Annotated in this window: 22 protein-coding genes; 9 read left to right on the forward strand and 13 right to left on the reverse strand. The window is 70.5% G+C overall.

The window, feature by feature from the left end:
- Nucleotides 1–114 precede the first annotated feature (114 nt).
- From ABD256_RS34700 to ABD256_RS34710, 3 genes are all read left to right on the forward strand, one after another.
- A complete protein-coding gene (locus ABD256_RS34700) occupies nt 115–540 on the forward strand; it encodes a hypothetical protein (protein WP_344428909.1) in 426 nt (141 codons plus the stop codon).
- Nucleotides 541–601: 61 nt separating this feature from the next.
- Nucleotides 602–991, forward strand: coding sequence for a hypothetical protein (locus tag ABD256_RS34705; protein WP_344428911.1), 390 nt, complete (start codon nt 602–604; stop codon nt 989–991).
- Between the two features lie 188 nt (nt 992–1179).
- Nucleotides 1180–1461, forward strand: a complete 282-nt coding sequence (locus tag ABD256_RS34710; protein WP_344428913.1) for a hypothetical protein — start codon at nt 1180–1182, stop codon at nt 1459–1461.
- A 373-nt stretch (nt 1462–1834) separates the two neighbouring features.
- Here the strand turns inward: ABD256_RS34710 and ABD256_RS34715 are convergent, their stop codons facing one another.
- Nucleotides 1835–2224 carry a GntR family transcriptional regulator gene (locus tag ABD256_RS34715; protein ID WP_344428915.1) on the reverse strand — a complete coding sequence of 130 codons (390 nt, stop codon included), beginning with the start codon at nt 2222–2224 and terminating at the stop codon, nt 1835–1837.
- Between the two features lie 83 nt (nt 2225–2307).
- Between ABD256_RS34715 and ABD256_RS34720 the strand changes: the two genes are divergently transcribed.
- Entirely contained in the window at nt 2308–2490 is a 183-nt protein-coding gene (locus ABD256_RS34720; RefSeq protein WP_344428917.1) for a hypothetical protein, read from the forward strand.
- A 54-nt stretch (nt 2491–2544) separates the two neighbouring features.
- Here the strand turns inward: ABD256_RS34720 and ABD256_RS34725 are convergent, their stop codons facing one another.
- Nucleotides 2545–3483 carry a hypothetical protein gene (locus ABD256_RS34725; protein WP_344428919.1) on the reverse strand — a complete coding sequence of 313 codons (939 nt, stop codon included), beginning with the start codon at nt 3481–3483 and terminating at the stop codon, nt 2545–2547.
- A gap of 317 nt (nt 3484–3800) precedes the next feature.
- Nucleotides 3801–4298 (reverse strand): hypothetical protein, encoded by a 498-nt coding sequence (locus ABD256_RS34730; RefSeq protein ID WP_344428920.1) that lies wholly within the window; start codon nt 4296–4298, stop codon nt 3801–3803.
- A gap of 183 nt (nt 4299–4481) precedes the next feature.
- Here ABD256_RS34730 and ABD256_RS34735 point away from each other — a divergent pair, with 183 nt between their 5' ends.
- Nucleotides 4482–5333 (forward strand): hypothetical protein, encoded by an 852-nt coding sequence (locus tag ABD256_RS34735; RefSeq protein ID WP_344428922.1) that lies wholly within the window; start codon nt 4482–4484, stop codon nt 5331–5333.
- An 89-nt stretch (nt 5334–5422) separates the two neighbouring features.
- Here the strand turns inward: ABD256_RS34735 and ABD256_RS34740 are convergent, their stop codons facing one another.
- Nucleotides 5423–6724 carry a hypothetical protein gene (locus tag ABD256_RS34740; RefSeq protein ID WP_344428923.1) on the reverse strand — a complete coding sequence of 434 codons (1302 nt, stop codon included), beginning with the start codon at nt 6722–6724 and terminating at the stop codon, nt 5423–5425.
- Nucleotides 6725–6837: 113 nt separating this feature from the next.
- Between ABD256_RS34740 and ABD256_RS34745 the strand changes: the two genes are divergently transcribed.
- On the forward strand, nt 6838–7770 hold the full coding sequence (locus ABD256_RS34745) for an endonuclease/exonuclease/phosphatase family protein (RefSeq protein ID WP_344428925.1): 933 nt from the start codon (nt 6838–6840) through the stop codon (nt 7768–7770).
- Nucleotides 7771–7871: 101 nt separating this feature from the next.
- Here ABD256_RS34745 and ABD256_RS34750 read toward each other — a convergent pair whose 3' ends face one another.
- On the reverse strand, nt 7872–8804 hold the full coding sequence (locus tag ABD256_RS34750; RefSeq protein ID WP_344428927.1) for a hypothetical protein: 933 nt from the start codon (nt 8802–8804) through the stop codon (nt 7872–7874).
- Nucleotides 8805–9462: 658 nt separating this feature from the next.
- Here ABD256_RS34750 and ABD256_RS34755 point away from each other — a divergent pair.
- Complete coding sequence (locus tag ABD256_RS34755; RefSeq protein ID WP_344428929.1) at nt 9463–9597, forward strand: hypothetical protein; 135 nt, start codon at nt 9463–9465, stop codon at nt 9595–9597.
- A 140-nt stretch (nt 9598–9737) separates the two neighbouring features.
- On the opposite strand, the gene ABD256_RS34760 is transcribed toward ABD256_RS34755, so the two are convergent.
- Both ABD256_RS34760 and ABD256_RS34765 read right to left on the reverse strand, forming a co-directional pair.
- Nucleotides 9738–10031 carry a hypothetical protein gene (locus ABD256_RS34760; RefSeq protein ID WP_344428931.1) on the reverse strand — a complete coding sequence of 98 codons (294 nt, stop codon included), beginning with the start codon at nt 10029–10031 and terminating at the stop codon, nt 9738–9740.
- 117 nt (nt 10032–10148) lie between these two features.
- Nucleotides 10149–10766, reverse strand: a complete 618-nt coding sequence (locus ABD256_RS34765; RefSeq protein WP_344428933.1) for a GNAT family N-acetyltransferase — start codon at nt 10764–10766, stop codon at nt 10149–10151.
- Between the two features lie 94 nt (nt 10767–10860).
- Between ABD256_RS34765 and ABD256_RS34770 the strand changes: the two genes are divergently transcribed.
- Nucleotides 10861–11136, forward strand: a complete 276-nt coding sequence (locus ABD256_RS34770; RefSeq protein ID WP_344428934.1) for a hypothetical protein — start codon at nt 10861–10863, stop codon at nt 11134–11136.
- Between the two features lie 13 nt (nt 11137–11149).
- On the opposite strand, the gene ABD256_RS34775 is transcribed toward ABD256_RS34770, so the two are convergent.
- The 3 genes from ABD256_RS34775 to ABD256_RS34785 form a co-directional block, all read right to left on the reverse strand.
- The gene (locus ABD256_RS34775) at nt 11150–11437 is read right to left on the reverse strand and encodes a hypothetical protein (protein ID WP_344428935.1); all 288 of its coding nucleotides are present in this window, start codon (nt 11435–11437) and stop codon (nt 11150–11152) included.
- A 130-nt stretch (nt 11438–11567) separates the two neighbouring features.
- Nucleotides 11568–13130: a relaxase/mobilization nuclease domain-containing protein gene (locus tag ABD256_RS34780; RefSeq protein WP_344428937.1), complete on the reverse strand. Its 1563-nt coding sequence runs from the start codon at nt 13128–13130 to the stop codon at nt 11568–11570.
- 6 nt (nt 13131–13136) lie between these two features.
- Nucleotides 13137–13538: a hypothetical protein gene (locus ABD256_RS34785; RefSeq protein ID WP_344428939.1), complete on the reverse strand. Its 402-nt coding sequence runs from the start codon at nt 13536–13538 to the stop codon at nt 13137–13139.
- Nucleotides 13539–14102: 564 nt separating this feature from the next.
- Here ABD256_RS34785 and ABD256_RS34790 point away from each other — a divergent pair.
- The gene (locus tag ABD256_RS34790) at nt 14103–14774 is read left to right on the forward strand and encodes a hypothetical protein (protein WP_344428940.1); all 672 of its coding nucleotides are present in this window, start codon (nt 14103–14105) and stop codon (nt 14772–14774) included.
- 7 nt (nt 14775–14781) lie between these two features.
- Here the strand turns inward: ABD256_RS34790 and ABD256_RS34795 are convergent, their stop codons facing one another.
- The 3 genes from ABD256_RS34795 to ABD256_RS34805 are packed head-to-tail and all read right to left on the reverse strand — an operon-like array spanning nt 14782 to nt 16121.
- Nucleotides 14782–15192 (reverse strand): hypothetical protein, encoded by a 411-nt coding sequence (locus ABD256_RS34795; RefSeq protein ID WP_344428941.1) that lies wholly within the window; start codon nt 15190–15192, stop codon nt 14782–14784.
- Nucleotides 15193–15657, reverse strand: a complete 465-nt coding sequence (locus tag ABD256_RS34800) for a hypothetical protein (RefSeq protein ID WP_344428943.1) — start codon at nt 15655–15657, stop codon at nt 15193–15195.
- A gap of 47 nt (nt 15658–15704) precedes the next feature.
- Nucleotides 15705–16121 (reverse strand): hypothetical protein, encoded by a 417-nt coding sequence (locus ABD256_RS34805; RefSeq protein WP_344428944.1) that lies wholly within the window; start codon nt 16119–16121, stop codon nt 15705–15707.
- Nucleotides 16122–16467 lie beyond the last annotated feature (346 nt).

A 16467-nucleotide genomic window follows, 5' to 3' on the forward strand; every position in this document is an offset into this window, starting at 1 on the left:
CGAGAAGACCGTGGCCCGTTACGTCGCGATCCGCGACGCCGGAGGCGACCCGTTCACCCCGACGCGCCGTGCTCGCGGGATCGACCCGTTCCTGGGCTGGATACGCTGTGGGGTATGGATTCGCGTCAGGAGCGCCTCGACCGCGTGCAGCGCCTGGTGGATACCGGTGCGTTGCCGCTGGAGGACGCCGCGCGCGAGCTGGCTGAGGGCAGCGAGGGCGGGCTGACCCTGGTCGGTGCCCGCGACACGCTGGCTCACCATCGAACCATCTCGCCACCGGTCCCAAGCCACGCCGACAAGGTCGCCGTGGAGGCCACGATCGCCGAGATCGAAGCTGCCGCCCGCGCCACCGCCGGCGGCGACGAACGCGACTTCCACGCCGCGGCGGCGGACGCGCTCTACGCTCGCTACGTCAGCCTGACCTGCGACCCGTACCTGAGCCTGCCGTACACGCCGACAGCGGTCTGTCGACGCACGGAAGCCCGCGGCAAAGTCCTGGTCAACCGCGCGTTGCACCACCGGGGGCTGGCGGTCTCATGACTTCGGGCGGCTGGTGCCGGTGAGCACCGAGGATGACATGAAACGGGCGAGGACTCGGCAGATGATCGAGCACGACCGTGACCGTGCCGCGTGGCTGTTGGAGTACCGCGAGGAGATCGCGGCGCTGGAGCGGTTCTATGCGAAGTACCGCCCTCGTCCGCACGAGCAGGTCGCCCTCGCACCCGAGGACGTGATCGAGCGCTTCGGCCCGGAGCTGACCATCATCGCCCACACCGCCCGTGGCCTCTATCGCCACAGCACGCAGCTGAACTTTCCCGACTCCCCCACCGGCATGTACGTCCAGGGGCAGGGGTCCGGCGCCATCGACGCGCTTGAAGCGGGTCTCGGGCTCCGCCTGGGCCTGTCGACCACACACGCCTCGTGGCTGGCCGGTGCCCTCGTGGGAATGGACATCTCGATACCGCCCACACCCGACACCCACGACCAGTAAGAACTGGCGGCGGGTGAGAGACAAACGGTGGCGGTCGTGTCGCCGGGAGCGCCGAGCTTGGTGGCGCCCAGCAGTTCGTCACGGGTCGCGGTCGGGCAGATCGCGGCGATGTCCTGGTGGTCGGACATTCCCCTCTGCACACCCGTCAAAATCGTCGACTTCCGGTTGCGGCTGGCACTATGGTGGCCATGACGAGCAACAAGCGAGCCGTGTACGTGGTGCATGACCGCACCACGTCCGCCCAGCCTGGCATCCAGGCAACGGCGTATGAGTCCGTCGAGAAGGCGATCGCGAATCTTGACGGGTTCCGTGCTCAGCACCCCGACAACCCCGGCCCGCTTGCCTGGTCCACCGGCCCCGGCTGGGCCGAGGGCTGCGATGCTCAGGGCAACACGGTGTTCTACGTGTTCGGCCTGACGGTCGCACCCGACAACGAACCGGCCTACTTCGAGAAGTTCACCCGCGGGTGATCACCGGACCGCGCCGGGTTCCCCGTCCGTGGCCCGGTTCCCTGCGGTGTGTGGCGCGCCCAGTCGGGAGTCGGGCCCGTTCGTCGGGCAGCTGCTCGATCGGGTGGCGTCGTTTTGCGTTCGGCGAGGCTCCGGCGCGACGATGTCGGGTGTGACGGCTGACGCTCCCCGCGAGGTCGGGGTGCAGCGAGTTCCGGCGACCAGTGGGATCTGCTGGATTTGCGGACGTCCCGCAGTGAGCGGTGAGCGTCTGCCCGGACGTCGTCACCGGGTCCGGTTGCTGTGCCAGCGCCATGACGAGGCGGTGTTCGGGGGCGGCGCGAACTGGCCGTAGCGATCGAAGAGCATGGTGCGCAGCTGACGTTGTGTGGCGTCATTTGGCTTTCATCAGCAACGCCCTGACGCGCTCGATGATATCCGTGGCGGTCGCCGTTCCGGACAGCGTCGCGTAGGTCGCGATGCGATTCTCGATCTCGTCAACGAGGTTCTCGACTTCACCAACCGGGACGCTGGTGCGCCCGGGATGCGTGCGGACGTAAACGCCGCTGCCCTTGCGGGAGACGACCAAGCCGGCGGTACGGAGCTCACGTACCGCGTTCTCCGCGGTCATCGGCGCGACCCCGAATATCTCGCAAAGCTCTCGCCGGGACGGCAACTTGTCACCAGCGGCGTACTCGCCCTCCACGATCTTTCGCCGCAACTGCTCGGCGACCTGCCGGTAAGGCGATCGGGAGTCGTCTGGATCAAGCCCCTGCTCAGCCATGCTAGCTATGCTAGTAGAGCCAGGCAGGTCGGCTTGCACAGACAACAGCCGAGGGTGCCGAGGCGGTCGATCCCCGCCACGCTGTGCCTTCGGCGAAACCAGCAACTGAGGCACGCCCACCGCTGCGCCTGATCGAGCTGTACCTGCAACTGGAGAAGCCGGGCCTGGCACTGGCCTGGTGCACGATCGCCGCCGAGCCGACCGGCGACAGCCCGCTGACGGCGAAGTACCGGCGGCAAGAAGCGGACGAGCAGCGCGGCTGGTGAGGCTCAGTCTCGAGGTCCGTCGTCGTCGATGTCGGCCGCGAACTCCGCCCCTTGTCAGCGGCTGCGCCGGATGGGGCGGGTGTCGTCGGTGGCGTCGAGCAGGCGGGCGACCAGGGACGAGGGCGGCGCGAACTGGCCGTAGCGCTCGAAAAGCATGGTGCGCAGGTGATAACGGCGGGCGGTCTTGTCCGCGATCACCAGGTACTGGGGATCGGCGTTGAGTTCGTCGAGCAGGTCCTGCAGGTCGTCCTCCACCTTGGCGTAGGCGGCGCGGGCGCCCTGGTCGACTTTCCCGGCGGCGGCCATCAGCACCCGGTACACGAAGTTCGGCGGCAGCACGGGGTGTTCGCCGCGCATGGCTTCCTCGAGTTCGCCGCACTCGGTCCGGGCGTAGTTCTCGCGCTCGCCCTTGCGGGTCAGCGCCCGGTAGCCGGGGTCGGCGACCAGCTGGGCGACGATGAAGTCGATGACTTCCTGTTGTTCCCGGTTCGGATGCGAGGCCGTTGACGTTCCCTCGGATGGCGTTCCCGCCTCGTCGGGCTGGGGTTCCTGCGGCCGCGCCCCGGACCAGATGTGCAGGACTCCGCCGGAGAGGAACTGCACGACGAGCCCGTCCCCGAGCGTGGCTGGGTCGCTCGCGGGCGGGTGGAGGTAGCGGGCGTAGAGGTTCACGACCTCGAGTTGCTGCGCGGTGCGCAGGAAATGCCCCAGCGGCATGTCCGTGTCGCCGAACGGGCCGACGGTGATGACCCGGCCGGACGTCTTCGTCGTCGTCAGCAGCGCCGGCCACACCTCGATCCGCGGCTTGTCGTCCCGCAGCCACTGATGCAGCCAGGCCATCCGGTTCGCGCTGGGAAACATCGCGTTCTCCAGCGCGTGGCGTACATCGCCGCGGTCGGTGGTGAAGGTCAGCACCACGCTGATCGGGGTGATCGTGTTCCCGACGGCCGGAGCCGGGCGCGGCTCGGCCTCGGTCAGGGTTTCCTCATCCACGCCCTCGATCGTGGCCCCTCCCCCGGCGCAGCCGCGGATGCCATCCCGGGGCATCGGCCAGGTCCAGCCGATCGGCGCAGTCGCTCAGTAATTTTGTCGGAGCGTCGTACTGCAGCGGGTTTGGCTACGTATGCTGTCCGCTCTCCGAGTACGTGATGGCCGCCCACGTCGGCGCGGGTGCTGAACTTTCCCGATCCCCCACCGGCATGTACGTCCAGGGGCCGGGGTCCGGCGCCATCGACTCGCTCGAAGCCGGTCTCGGGCTCCGCTTGGGCCTGTCGACCACACCCACGACCAGTAAGAACTGGCGGCGGGGCCTAGAACTCCACGTTCCAGATCGGGGCGAGCGCGTGATGCAGCGCGTCGCCGATCAATGGGCCGACCCTGGTGGTGGGGTCGAACCAGATCGAGTCCGGGATGAGGTGGAATTCGGCGGGGTCGGACCCGGCTTGGTCTTGGCGCAAGATGCGCCAGTGCGCGCTCACGGGGTCCGCCTCGTCGTCAGGATCGTGGCTCAGCTCGCGAAGTTTGCGGTCCCACAACGCGACCTCGGCGTGGCCTGGCCCCGTGAGTAGCAGGGTTCGCAGATCCGCCGTGTGGACCTCGGCGACGGGGATGTCGCGTTCCTCGGCGATCAGGTACATGCCCAGCGCTACCGCGGTGGCCGCGTCCACCTGGAACTCGACGTCGCTGGGCCATCCCCGGGTACGCCAGATCGGGGCGTACAGCTCGATCGTGCGGGTCCACGCCGCCTGCCACCGATCCGGCCCGGCCTGTGGTGCCCGCTCCCGCATCCTGTCCACCACAAGACTCATCAGGATTCCTCCATACCTTCCGTCCCGGGGTGGTGCGCCACGGCCCAGTGTCCCACGTGGCCGCCACCGCCACGCTGCTGTTCAGCCGAGCCGCCCCGGTTCGGTGGGCCGCTCGGGCGAACTTCGCGCCAGGACGGGTGTTGGTGGCGAAAGCGTCGCGGGTGGGCGGTCAGCATGGGTGTCGTGCCGAAGTCGAAAGGTCGCAAACCCAAGCCCGGTAAGAAGAACCGGCCCCGGACTCCCCCGAACACAGGCGGCGGGCGCTACCGGCCTGGCGCCGTCCACGTCGACGAGGATGAGGCGTTCGCGCTGCTGGACCGGCTCATCCCTGAGCAGGTGCTCACCGTCGGGCTTCCGGTGTGGTGGCTGCTGTTGCTGCCCGGCAAACCCGCGAACATCTGCTTGGAGGGCGCGTTCGTACTGCGCGAGGCCTTCGCCCTGTTCGGCATCGACGCGAAAGTGAAGCTCGTCGAGCTGATCGTGCGCGATACCCGTACCGGCCAGGCCACCCAGTACGGACGCCCGGACCCGCATTTCACGGGGGACCAATTTCGGGGACACGCGGGGCTGTGGCTGCCGGAGTCGAAGCGGTTCATCGACCACAGCGCGCAGCAGTTCCCGCCGGTGCGAGCGGTGTCCTGGATGCCGGTGAGTGTGCGCGCTACCAGCCTGGGCGTCACCGAGTGGAGCGCGCAACGGTTCGGGGTGCCCCGCGGGGACCACCTGATGCTCGAGTACACCCCGGTCGACGACACGATCCTGCCCGCGATCATGAACAACTCGACGCTCGCCGAGCACATGGACCAGGTGCGTCGGGCCGGGGTGAACCTCGCGTCCAACCTGCTGGCCGCGTTACGACTGCCCAAACTGCGCGAACGCGCCCTCGCCAGCCCGCACGAGCGCCTTCACCGGCTGCTGGACCTGGTCGGCGACGCCGACCTGATCAACGACCCCGGTCAGGACCACCGGTTCCTCGTCTCCGGCCATCCTGGCGGGATCTACCTCGACGAGATCGCCGCGACGCTGCCCGGATGAGTCACCTACTCGGTCACCAAGTCGTCGGTGTCGACCTCGACCAGCACTACCCGATTCCTCCAGGGCGGAACCCGTGCGCTGTCGAGCTTCTACGGGCGCGACGTGCGCCCTTCGGTGAGGTCGCCGCCGGGGCCGGGGGCGTGGTCGGTCTCGGCGGCGCGCAGGACGCTGCCCATCACGATCGCCAGCTGCCGGACCATGGCCACGCCGTCGTCGGTGCCGCGTGCCAGGTGATCGGCGATGGTGTCCATCGCACCAGGGGCACCGTCGCGCAGACCGTGCGCGGCGGTGACCAGGGTGGCCATGATCCGCTGCGGCGGGTCGGCGGGGTCGAGCTGGGACAGGCCACCGGACAACATCCCGTCCGGGATGCCGTCGGGATCCACGACCGCGACCCGGCTGTTCTGCACGTAGTGCAGCCGTTCGGCGAGCAGGTCCATCCACACCCCGACGATGGGGCCGATCGCTGTCGTGGTGTGCGCGGCGACGGTGGCCTCGATGAAGTGGTCCATCGCGTCCCGGTCGCCGGTGGCCGAGGCGGCCACGATCGCCGCCGCCCGGCGGCACAGCAGCGCCTCCTCGTGACCGAAACCGGGTGCGTGCAACAGAATCGAGGCCCGCAGCCGTGGCGCGCCACCGACGGCGCCGAGCACCCCGTGCACCACGCGGGCGAGCGCGTGGAGCTCGTCCAGGCTCTCGCGCATCGTGCTGGTGTAGAGCCAGGCCACCAGCGCGGCGGCGATCTCGGTGCTCTGGCCGGAAAGCACGGCCGCCAGGTAGCTCGCGAGCGGGCCTTCGCCCGGGATCGCGTCGTCGGCGGCGGCACAAGCCGGGGCCGCGATCGCGGCCCACCCCTGCGCGTAGCGGGTCAGCGGGCTGTTCTCGACGTGCAGCTCGGTGACCAGCTCGCGGAACGTCGCGGTGTCGCCGGCGCCCGCGGCCGTGACGGCGGCGGCCGCGGGCGGGCCGCCGTCGCCGAGCGGCGGCACGATCTGGTTCGCCATCCGCCACATCAGCATCCACATCTGCTCAGGGGCGAGGGCGAACACCGCGTCGAGCCGCTCCTCGATGCTGTCGAGGTCGCGGGCGTGCGCGGTGTTCACCAGCGCTGTGGCCGCCGCCAGCCAGGGCCCCTCGTCGCCGTCGGCGACATCGCCGAGGACCACCGCGCCCACGCCCTGTGGATTCGAGCTGCTCGCCGCCAGCGGCAGGGTCGCGAGCACATGCGCCCAGGCCCGCAGCACATCACGGGTCCACATCCCGCGCCCCATCTCCGCCAGGACGCGTTGCAGGGCAAGCGAGTCCTGGTGCCGCGCGGGATCCTGCCGTACCGCCACGACCTGCTCGGTGTGGTGGACGATCGGTCCGAAGGGGGTGACGATCCTCGTCATCGGTTCATCGTGCCATCCGCGAGCCCCCACCCCGGGTACGGTGCCGAGCACCATCAAGCACACCGGGACCGACCGGGTCGACCACACCGGGCGGGGAGCGAAAAGGGGGCCGCATGATCACGATGGTGTCGGTCAACGCCTACAACCTCTACGGCAGCACCGATCCCGATCAGCAGGCGCGGTTCCGGCGGCTCGAAGCCCTCATCCGCGACATCGACGCCGACGTCGTCGCGGTCCAGGAAGTCGTGGCCCGCGACCCGGAACAGCCCTCCGGGAAGAGCAAGGCCGAGGCCGCCGCGCGAGCGGTCCGCCACCTCGCCGACGCCGTGGACCGCCACTGCGACGCTGAGGGTGCCCCGGTGCTGGCCCTGGGCGGCGGGATCCACCACACCGCGCTGCTGTGGCGGGCGGGCATCGAGGTGGTGCCCGGCACCGTCGGCCGGTTCCAGCGCGACAACGCGGGCATGTGGCACTCGCTGGTCACCGCCGTGTTCGACCTCGGCGGCACGAAAGTGCGGGTCGGCAGCGTGCAGCTGTCCCCGTTCGACCAGGCGTGGGGCTGGTCGGATGCCAACCAGATCCTGCGCGCGATGCACCGCGACGGTATTCCGGGCCTGCTCGGCGGCGACTTCAACGGCATCGGCGCCCAGCAGGTCGCCACGGGTGACGGCGACCGCTGGTACGACCTCAACCCGTACATCTACCACGGGAAGTTCGCCATCCCGTGGCATCCCGACCACGCCTACCAGTTCGACGACAAGGGCGAACTCGACCGCCGCGTCGCCCGCCGACTCGAAAACGTCGGCCGGATGCGCGACTGCGCCCTGATCACCGACACACCTTGGCAGGCCACCACCGGCCACCACCCCGCCGACCAGCACCCGCGCCGCCGGATCGATCGCTGGTACGCCACCCATCACCTGCCCGACAACGCCGTCAAAGCTATCCGCGTGCTCGGGCAGGACCAGGTAGGCGCCAGCACCGACCACCTGCCCGTCGAAGTCGACCTCGACACCGACGCGGTCGCCGCGGCGACCGCGTCGTGAGAAAGCGGAAGGCTCAGCCATACATTCACCCGAGTCGGGTCGCTCGCCCTCGAGTCGAGGGATTCCGGCGGTTTCTCCGTACCCGCTAGCCGAGCGTCGAACTAGTTTCGCGCCGGGGCGGTGAGCAGCTGGCCGAGGCGGTAGCCGACGCTGGCCGCGAGCTGCCCGGCCGCCGGAGCCAGCTCGGTCTCGTCCGCCTCGCGCAGCTCGGTGGCGAACTCAGAGATTCTCGCGTGGTCCCCGGCCGTGATCGCGTCGAGCATGCCGCGGATCCACGCCAGCGTCGGCTCGGCGGCGGCGTCGATGACCGCCTCGGGCACGCCGTGCTCGTCGACGACCAGGCCGACCTCGTGGGGGCCGCGCAGCACCTCGGCCGCCACCGGCAACACCATGAGCAGCACCTGCGACGGCCGCAGGAAGGACAGGATCATGCGGGCCTGCCGGATGTTCCCGGCGGAGAACGCGCTCAGCGCGCACACCGCATGCCCTTCGGCGTCCCGGACCGGCAGCAGTTCGTACAGGGGCTGGGTGCGGGTGCCGACCAGTGCCGTGACCTGGGTCCAGCGGCCGAAACCCCCCAGTGAGCACAGGACCGGGTGGACGATCATCGTCATCACCCGCAGCAGCCAGTAGACCGCGAGATCCGCGACCGCCTCGCTGCTGTCGGCGAAGGTCCGGATCAGGACGGGGATCGCCTCGCTGGTGCCGCCGACCTCGCGGGCGACCTCGAGCAGCCGGTGCCCGTGCTCGTCGACGGCCCCGCGGTACTGCTCGGGCACCTCAGCGAGGACGGGCTCCAGCGCCCGCGCCCCGGCCGGGTAGGCGCCGGAGAGCACGAGTGCCCAGGAGATCAGGACGGCGCCGGTGAAACCGTCCGCGCCGATCTCGAACGCGACCGGGTCGAAGGCCTCCTGATCGAAGGAGCCACTCCCCCCGGTGATCGGGGTGATCGAGGCCAGCAGCCGGGCGGTGTAGTCGGGCACGCCCGCGAAGAACCCGGTGACGAGCTCGTCCGGCCCCTGGTCACTCCCCATGCGGGCACACGGTACCGGCCCGGTCACTCGCGGGAACCTGTGCCGCGCGGCGAGGTTCTCGCTCAGTCGCCGGTCAGATCGCGTGCACCGGGATCGGCTCGCGCCTGGGCATTCGAGTGACGCCCAGGTCACTTCACAGGGTGCCAAGCCCCACCGGTCAGGCACTCCGCGACGAGCGCACGACCAACGGCGTCTTGCCCGGCCACAACAGCGCTACGGCAGGACGTATCCCCAGTTCAGGGCGCGAACTGCTCAGTGCAGGCTGCGGTAAGCGGCATATCCGCCGAGCGGAGGGACGAAGCATTGTCTTCGCTCGCCGCGTGGGGGTGGCCGGTTGTCGAGCGGGAGTCCTGCCGTCGGGGTCGTGCTTCTACGTTCGGAAAGGAAGCCGCGGGCCGGATGGGCGGCCTCCTTGGCAGAGGAGGCCGCCCGGTGGTTCCGGAACGCGATGACATCGGCACGACATCAATCCCGAAGGGAACCATCGATGACGGTAGTGCGAGGTAGACGGCTGGTGCCAGAACGTACCGGTCAGGTGCGTATTCGACGCGCTGACGGGCGGCCCGGAAATTGCGTTGGTCCTAATACCGCTCGCGGCGACCGGTGTCAGGGCACCGGTGAACGGTCGTGGCCGCAGGTCATAGCCATGATCGTCAGCGTGGCGCTTGGAAGTTGGACGGCTACGTTCCGGGCCATCACGCTGATGGCGACACCGCTGGCGATCGTGCTCATCGCGACGATGCTCGGCATCCAGATCACCGTCGGCGACCTGCGCATCGGCACGACGCGATAGCCACGCGCCCGGCCGCCAGGCGCGATGCTGAGGGCCCGGACCGCACGGTCCGGGCCCTCAGCGTTGTTCTAGAGCTGGGCGAGCAGGTCTTGTGCGATCTCGATGGCAGGAGTGAGAGGGTGGCTCGGGGCCCGGCCCCCTCAGCTCGGCTTTCGCCAGGGCGTGAGGCGCCGCTCCGTCCGGCGGACCACGGCGAGCAGGTCCGCTTTGAACTCCTCACAGCGCTGGGCGACCGCGTCCAGTTGCGCCGCCTGTTCGACCTCGCCCAGCTCGAACACGCTCGCCGCCGCCGCCATGCTGGCCCGCGCCAGCGTGCTCTGCAGATCGGCCACCACTCGCTGTGCCTGGCACAGCGCGAGCAGCACACGCCGGCACAGCAACGCCACGAACACCAGCATCCCCAGCCCCACGGCGATCATCACCACGGTCACCATCAACTGCCCCCCCCCATCTCCCAGCACGGGCCCCATGCCCTCGATCAGCCACTCGACGCAGGCGGTTCCACAGTGGAGGTCGTGACGGGGCCAGGAAACGCAACACCGGCCACGGAGTCACGTCCCCGTCCAGGCCTCGCTCGGCAGGCCGAGGGCGTCGCGGATGTGCGAGCAGGGTGCCAGTGGTGCCGGGCCGGGAACGCCGGCGGCGGCCCAGAACGATCGCGCGACGGGGTCCTCGACGAACGCGGGCACCGACCAGTCGTAGTCCGGTGCCAGGGTCTTCGCGGCCGCGGCGAGCACGGTGCCGTATCCCCTCCGGCGATGAGCGGGCTCGACTTCGAGGGCGCGCAGGTTCGCCCGCCGCTCGATCCGGCATAGCGCGAGCTCGACGTGCCCGACAACCGTGGTGGCGAGCACGAGCTCGACTCGTCCCGCTCCCGCGGGCGAGGCGGGCCGGTGCCGGACCAGCGCCAGGCCGCTGCCGGGCGCGGTCTCCGGCGTGTACTGCCTGGTGACGTCGATCTCCACCCAGCTCCCCCGGCCGGTCCCCGCTGTCTGGCAGGCCAGGCACACCATTGTCGGCAGGCCCAGCGCGTGCGACCAGCTGCCGGTCACGCCCCCGATGGCGAGCTCGTGCCCGCATGGGCACCGCGGCCACCGCCGATCACCCCAGCGCGGGCGGACGTACTCGTCCACCCGCCCGAACTCGCCGGTCGCTCCGCTGATCACCACGACACGCCACACCTCCCACCTGATTCGAACACATGTTCCCTGAAATGTTAAAAAATGGTGGGGTAGTTCGCAGGAAACGAAGGAGTGTGTGCCGGTGGCAGAGCAGAGCGAGCCGATCCCGTCGCTGGCGGAGTCGACGATCTACGTCCACACCGGCAGCGACATCACGACCTGGGGCCGCTGGTTCCTGTGCGAAGGCGACGTCGTGGTGTACCAGCGACCCTCAGGCGAGCTGGAGCTCACCAGGATCGTCAGCGCGACCTCCCTGCGCGCACCGCGCGGCACCTGGACGCAGGTCGGCACGAACGCCGGGGACACCCCCGACGACGCATGGCCCGCACAGCACGCCCCCAAGGCTGTCGGCGGCTGAGGACCCTGCGGGCTTATTCGGCGGGGAAGAGCAGGTGGTTGAAGTTGTGCTCGCGACGCAGGGCGGCGGTGGCCGAGGCGATCAGCTCCTCGATGCCGTCGAAGGCCGGATCAGGCGGACGGTCGAGCCCTCTCGTGATCTCCTCCCCCACTGACAGGGCATCCGCGGTCAGCTGCGCGTCCTGCTCGGTGGCCGAGCGCTCGATCGCCTCCCGCTGCCGACGATCGGCGCCATGGTCGATGAGCAGCCAGCTGCCGTCCGTTCCCGGCTCGACGACGTACCGCGGATCACGGTCAGGCATCGAGCTCCCCTCCCGGAGGTGCGGCAGCGGATAAGCAACGCGAGCAACTCTATGTCGGTCATCGCCAGCCCAGCCGACTAGATCACCGAGTCCGGCGGTCGCACATGAGCTCGGGTCGTCGGCACGGGGTTCACGGCGTTCGACGACCTGGTGATCGTTCGGTCGGCGGCCGTGCCACCGCGCGGGTGGGCTGCTGCCAGGTCAGCCTGTGGCGCGCGGGAGCGGGAGAGGCGGCCACGCCGGGCACCGGTGTCGAGGCGACCGGTGCCGGCGACGGCTGTGCCCGGGCGCGGGCGAGGTCGGGCTGCTCGGCGAACCGGGCCACGCCCAGGCGCCATTGCCGGTGCGCGGCGGGATCGGTGTGGCGGGCGGCGAGGCGTGCGAGGAGACGCATGAGGACGAGGACGGCGAGGAGCACCGCGACGACCGCCACGGTGGTGCCCGGCCGGGGGCTGTAGGCGAGCACGCGGGCGACGTCGCGGATCAGAGCGGCCGTCTCCGACGCCCGCGTCGGCGGCCGGTGCCGCGGGTGGTGTCGGCGGGTGCGGTCGGGATCGTGTTGCGCGGCGCGGGCCAGGTGCGCGCCGGCGTCGGTGAGCGAGCCGCCGTCGGGTTCGAGCCGGGTCGCCAGCACGGTAGCCAGGTCGGCCACCGGCACGGCCAGCTCCGGCCACACCTGGGCACCGGCGTCGTCCGCTCCGTCGACCCTGGCGAGGTCCTCGACGTGGTCGACCACGGTCGTCAGCTTCCGTCGCGCGGAGCGCCACTCCCGTTCACGCAGAAGCTCCGGGGCGGGCACCGCGAACTCGCCGCGCCAGGCCGCCACCATGGCCTCGTCGGAGCCCGACTGCGGGGCCCAGCGGGCTCGCAGCCGGGGCAGGGACAGATCGCGGTGCAGCCGCCCGCCGGAGAACCACACCAGTGGCCCGCCGGGGCCCTCGAGCGCGACCCGGTAGCCGGTCACCCGGCCGCCGGTCACCCGAGGCTCTACGCGGATCCCCTCGTCGCGTACTGCGGTGAGGAACGCCGGCTCGGAGCCGGTCCCGGCGGCCACGGCGCGGACCCGGCGGGCGAGCTCGCGGCGTTGCGGTTCCCGCCCGGTGTGCGCGGCACGTTCGACCTCCGCGCGCGCGAGGCCCGGCTGCCCGGCACCGGCGCGGCGGGTCCGGGTCAAGTCCCAGCGTTCCTCGGCGGCCTGGCACACCGCGTCCCACTTCGGCCAGTCCCGCCACAGCGTCGCGATCCGGCCGTCACCGCGCACCAGCTGCACCACGACGTGGATGTGGTCGTTGCCGGAGGTATTGCGGCCGTGGTGCACCGCGATCCACCGGCACCCGCCCCGCCCGCCGGCGTCCGAGCCGAAGCCGAGTTTCGCGATCGCCTCCTCGACGACCTGGCGCCAGCGAGCGTCACCAAGCTCGCCGTCGGCGGCCGGGAGCGACAGCGGCACGTGGTAGACGTGCCCGCCGGGCACCTCGACCTGATGCAGGACCCGGGGCTCCTCCACTGCCGCGATCAGCTTCACCCGCCCGCGCGCGGTGGCCAGCGACGCCACCAGCGCCGGATCGTCGAGCCAGGCCGGATCCCAGGCCGCGACCAGATGCGGATCGGTGTGCTCGTTGTTCCGCCCCGGGCCGAACAGGTAGTGCACCGTCCGCGCCATGTTGCTGCTGCGGAGAACCTTCCGGATCACCGGTGCTCACCGCAGGCCGCCATCGAGCGCGGCGAGCACCTCGGTGAGCCGCGCGAGCGTCTCGCGGTGATACCGCAGCAGACCGTCCAGACCGTCGTCGCGCCGCCCGTAGGTGTGCAGCCTCGCGGTGTACTGGTTGAGCAACGTTCCGGATCGCACCAGCCGGGTGCCGATCGTGTCCAGCGCCTCGGCCACCGCCCGCTGCGCGCCGAGCGACCATCCCCCGGTGCCGCCGGGTTTCGCCGGGCGGGCCTGCTCGAGCAGAAACGCCGGCACCGACCGGCCCCGCTGCGCCGCGCGCGTGCGCAGCTCGGTGTAGGTGGTGTCGTCGACGCGCACCTTGACCGTCCGAGTCCGTCCCCCGGGTACCCGTCGCTGCCGGCCGCTCGCGCTGATCCCTGATGTCATGACGCGTCCCCCGATGCGTCCACGCGGCCCGCCCCCACGGCCCGCTCGTCCCACCACGCTACGCCGAACGAGTGATGCGGGCCGTCGGCGAGACCGGCCCGGCGGCCAGAGTGGTGCGCTCGGCGGCGTCGGCGGCCGCGGCGCGGGTTTTCGATCCGGGGACCGGATCGCTTTCTTGCCGCCCCGTCCTGGACCGGGCGGCAAGAAAGGTCGCGCACGTGAAATCCTGGCGGATTTCGTCAAACGGAAAATGGACCTGGGTATCGGTCTATCGCCACCCGCATTCCAGCCTCACTCCGCGACCGCACCCCTTGCCCGCAGCCACTCCGGCCCGGCCGCCCCAGCTGCCCCCAGCGCCCTCCCGACCAGCACCCCGGCCCTGCCCGCGTTGCCTCGCCACCACCGCCTCCAGCACGTCTTGCAGACCCTGAATCAGGATTCTGTTTGACGAAACCGGCACCCCGATCCTCACGCCCCGACGCGGACACAGCACCTATTGCACTCCAGTGACCACAGTTTCGTCTAACGAAACGACGACGGTGAAAACGTGGGCAGAATGGGGGCATGAACGACACCGAAACCAGCGGAGAGGATAGCGCCGACGTACCGCCGAACGCGGCCGACACCGACCCGGACGACACCGTCGTGGTGCGCACGACGACCACCACCCGGACCCAGCCGCGCACCTGCGCCGCCTGCGGCACCGCCTTGACCCAGCCCGCTGTCGGGCGGCCGCGCCGATGGTGCTCCCCCGCCTGCCGCACACGCGGCTGGGCGCACCGCCACACCGCGGGCACCACGCCACCGGAACAGGTCGTGCACGACCGCGTCACCACCACCAGGCGCGTGCTCGAAGCCCGGCTGCCCCGCACCGGCCGGGAGTGGCACACGACGCTCGACGGGCTGCTCGACCAACTCGCCGACGAGCACAGCGTCATCCGCCTGCTCAACTACGACATCGAGTTCATCGGGGAAAAACTGGAGCGCGCCAGCCTGCTGATCGCCGAGCTTCAAGCGCACCAGGAAGACCGAAACCGTGCCTACCAAGCCACGGTCGACGCACAGCGGCGGGAGATCTACGGCGTACACATCCCGCGTCCGACGGCCGTCGACGACACCGAGATCGGCGTCGACGAGGGCGCGAACGTGGCATCGCCGGAGCTGTCCCGGCAGCAACGCCGCGCACGGGAACGGGAACGCACGAAGAACCTGCCGCCCCCGCAGCGCCTGTGGTGACGGCCGTTCACTCCGGTGGCAGCATGCTCCCGATCTCCTGCGCCAGCTGCTGCACGATCTCGTTCCAGCTCCGGCCCGTGGCCTCGGACAGCCAGCCGATCAGCAGCTGCTCGACCAGAATGTTGACCCCGGCCTGGCGGGTGCGGATCTCGTGCAGCCATGCCAGGACGTCGTCGAGCGCGCGGGCGTCGTCGGCGGGCAACGGGGTCCGCAGCGCGGTGAGGTGCCTGCCCGGCCGGTTTGCCTGCGCGATCGAGGCGATCGTCTCGTCCGGACCGCGGCCTTCGCCGAGCAACGTCAGCGCGCGGATCCAGGCGTTGAGCAGTTCGCGCGGATCGATGGCGGGCAGCTGCTGCCCACCGTTTTCCCCGCCGCGCTCGTCGTCGGCGCCGCGCGAACCCCGGAACCATCCGCTCATTCAGCGACCACCGTCGTCGTGCCGCTGGCCGGGCGCGGGCCGGAACTCGACTCGCTTCAGCTCGGCAAGGTTCTCGGCCAGCACCAGAGCGCACGTCACGTCGTGGGGATCGATCAGCACCGGGCGGCCGTGCACGTCGTAGAACAGCACCGGCCGCTCGCGCCCGCTGTCGAACACCGCGACCAAGCCCGCCGGCGCCGGGGTGAACGGTCCGGTCAACGGCGGGCCGAACCGCACGTCGATTCCGACGTAGGGCAGCTTGGACCCCGCCAAATCCGCCCTCTCCGCCGGCACCAGCCGTGTGCCGTCGGGATCGAGAACCAGCGGCCGCCCCTCGTCGCTGAAGGCATAGATCGGGGACGTCAGACCGCCTTTGTGCGGGTCGCTCTGGTACTTGGCGAGCAGGCCCGGCGGGGCCGCCACCGCGGGCCGCTCACCCCGCACCACACCGTTGTCGTCGCTCATCACGCCAGCCTTCCACGACGCGCAATCGCTCACCCGCGTCGCGGTCGTTACGTGTAGAACTCGCGGTGCTGCCCGCGCGCGGGCATGGGCCGGGTCCACAATTCCCCGGTCTCCCGGGCCGCGGCGTCGACCCGCGCGGCGGCGAGCAGTTCGTCGGCCGCCGCGCCGTAGTGCTGCCGCAACTCCTCGGCCGGGCGCCCGGACAGCGTACCGATCGACGACCAGCTCATCCCGGCCGCGCGATCGCACGCCAGCGACATCTCCAGCACCCGCTGGACTTCGGCGAGCATCCGCTGCGCCTGCGCGGTACGGCTAAGCCCACCGTGGCGCATCTTCAGCCGGGTGGTGTCGGACTCGGCGTCCATCTCGACCACCAGTTCCGCCAGCCGCTCCTCAAGGACGTGCTGTACCGCGTCGCGCTCGGCGGTGCCGGACTCGGTCGTGTAGTGCTGCTCGCCGGTCATGACCCGACCGTAGAACAACACCCGGCCACGCCCACCGGCCCCGGGACGTGTGCTCGCGTATGCGGATTTCCCCATCAAGTCTGGGATACCGGTGGATCCCCCTGGCGACCGTGTCACCACAGGTCAGCGACCGAACAACCGTGGTGAAAGGGGGATCCAGCTTAGTCGGATACCGGAAGACGAGGCGGATCGGCCGGGTCAGCGGCCCCTGGTCGGCAAGCTCCCCCGCGCTGGAAGCACGAGATGGTCCTGGTCGCAACTCGGGTTTCATGGAACTTCGTCGGACTTATTAGGCATTCACCGAACACCAGCGCGGCGGTGCGCACGTTCACCCGATGGTGAGCCG

The organism is Amycolatopsis minnesotensis (assembly GCF_039529815.1).
GTDB lineage: Bacteria > Actinomycetota > Actinomycetes > Mycobacteriales > Pseudonocardiaceae > Amycolatopsis > Amycolatopsis minnesotensis.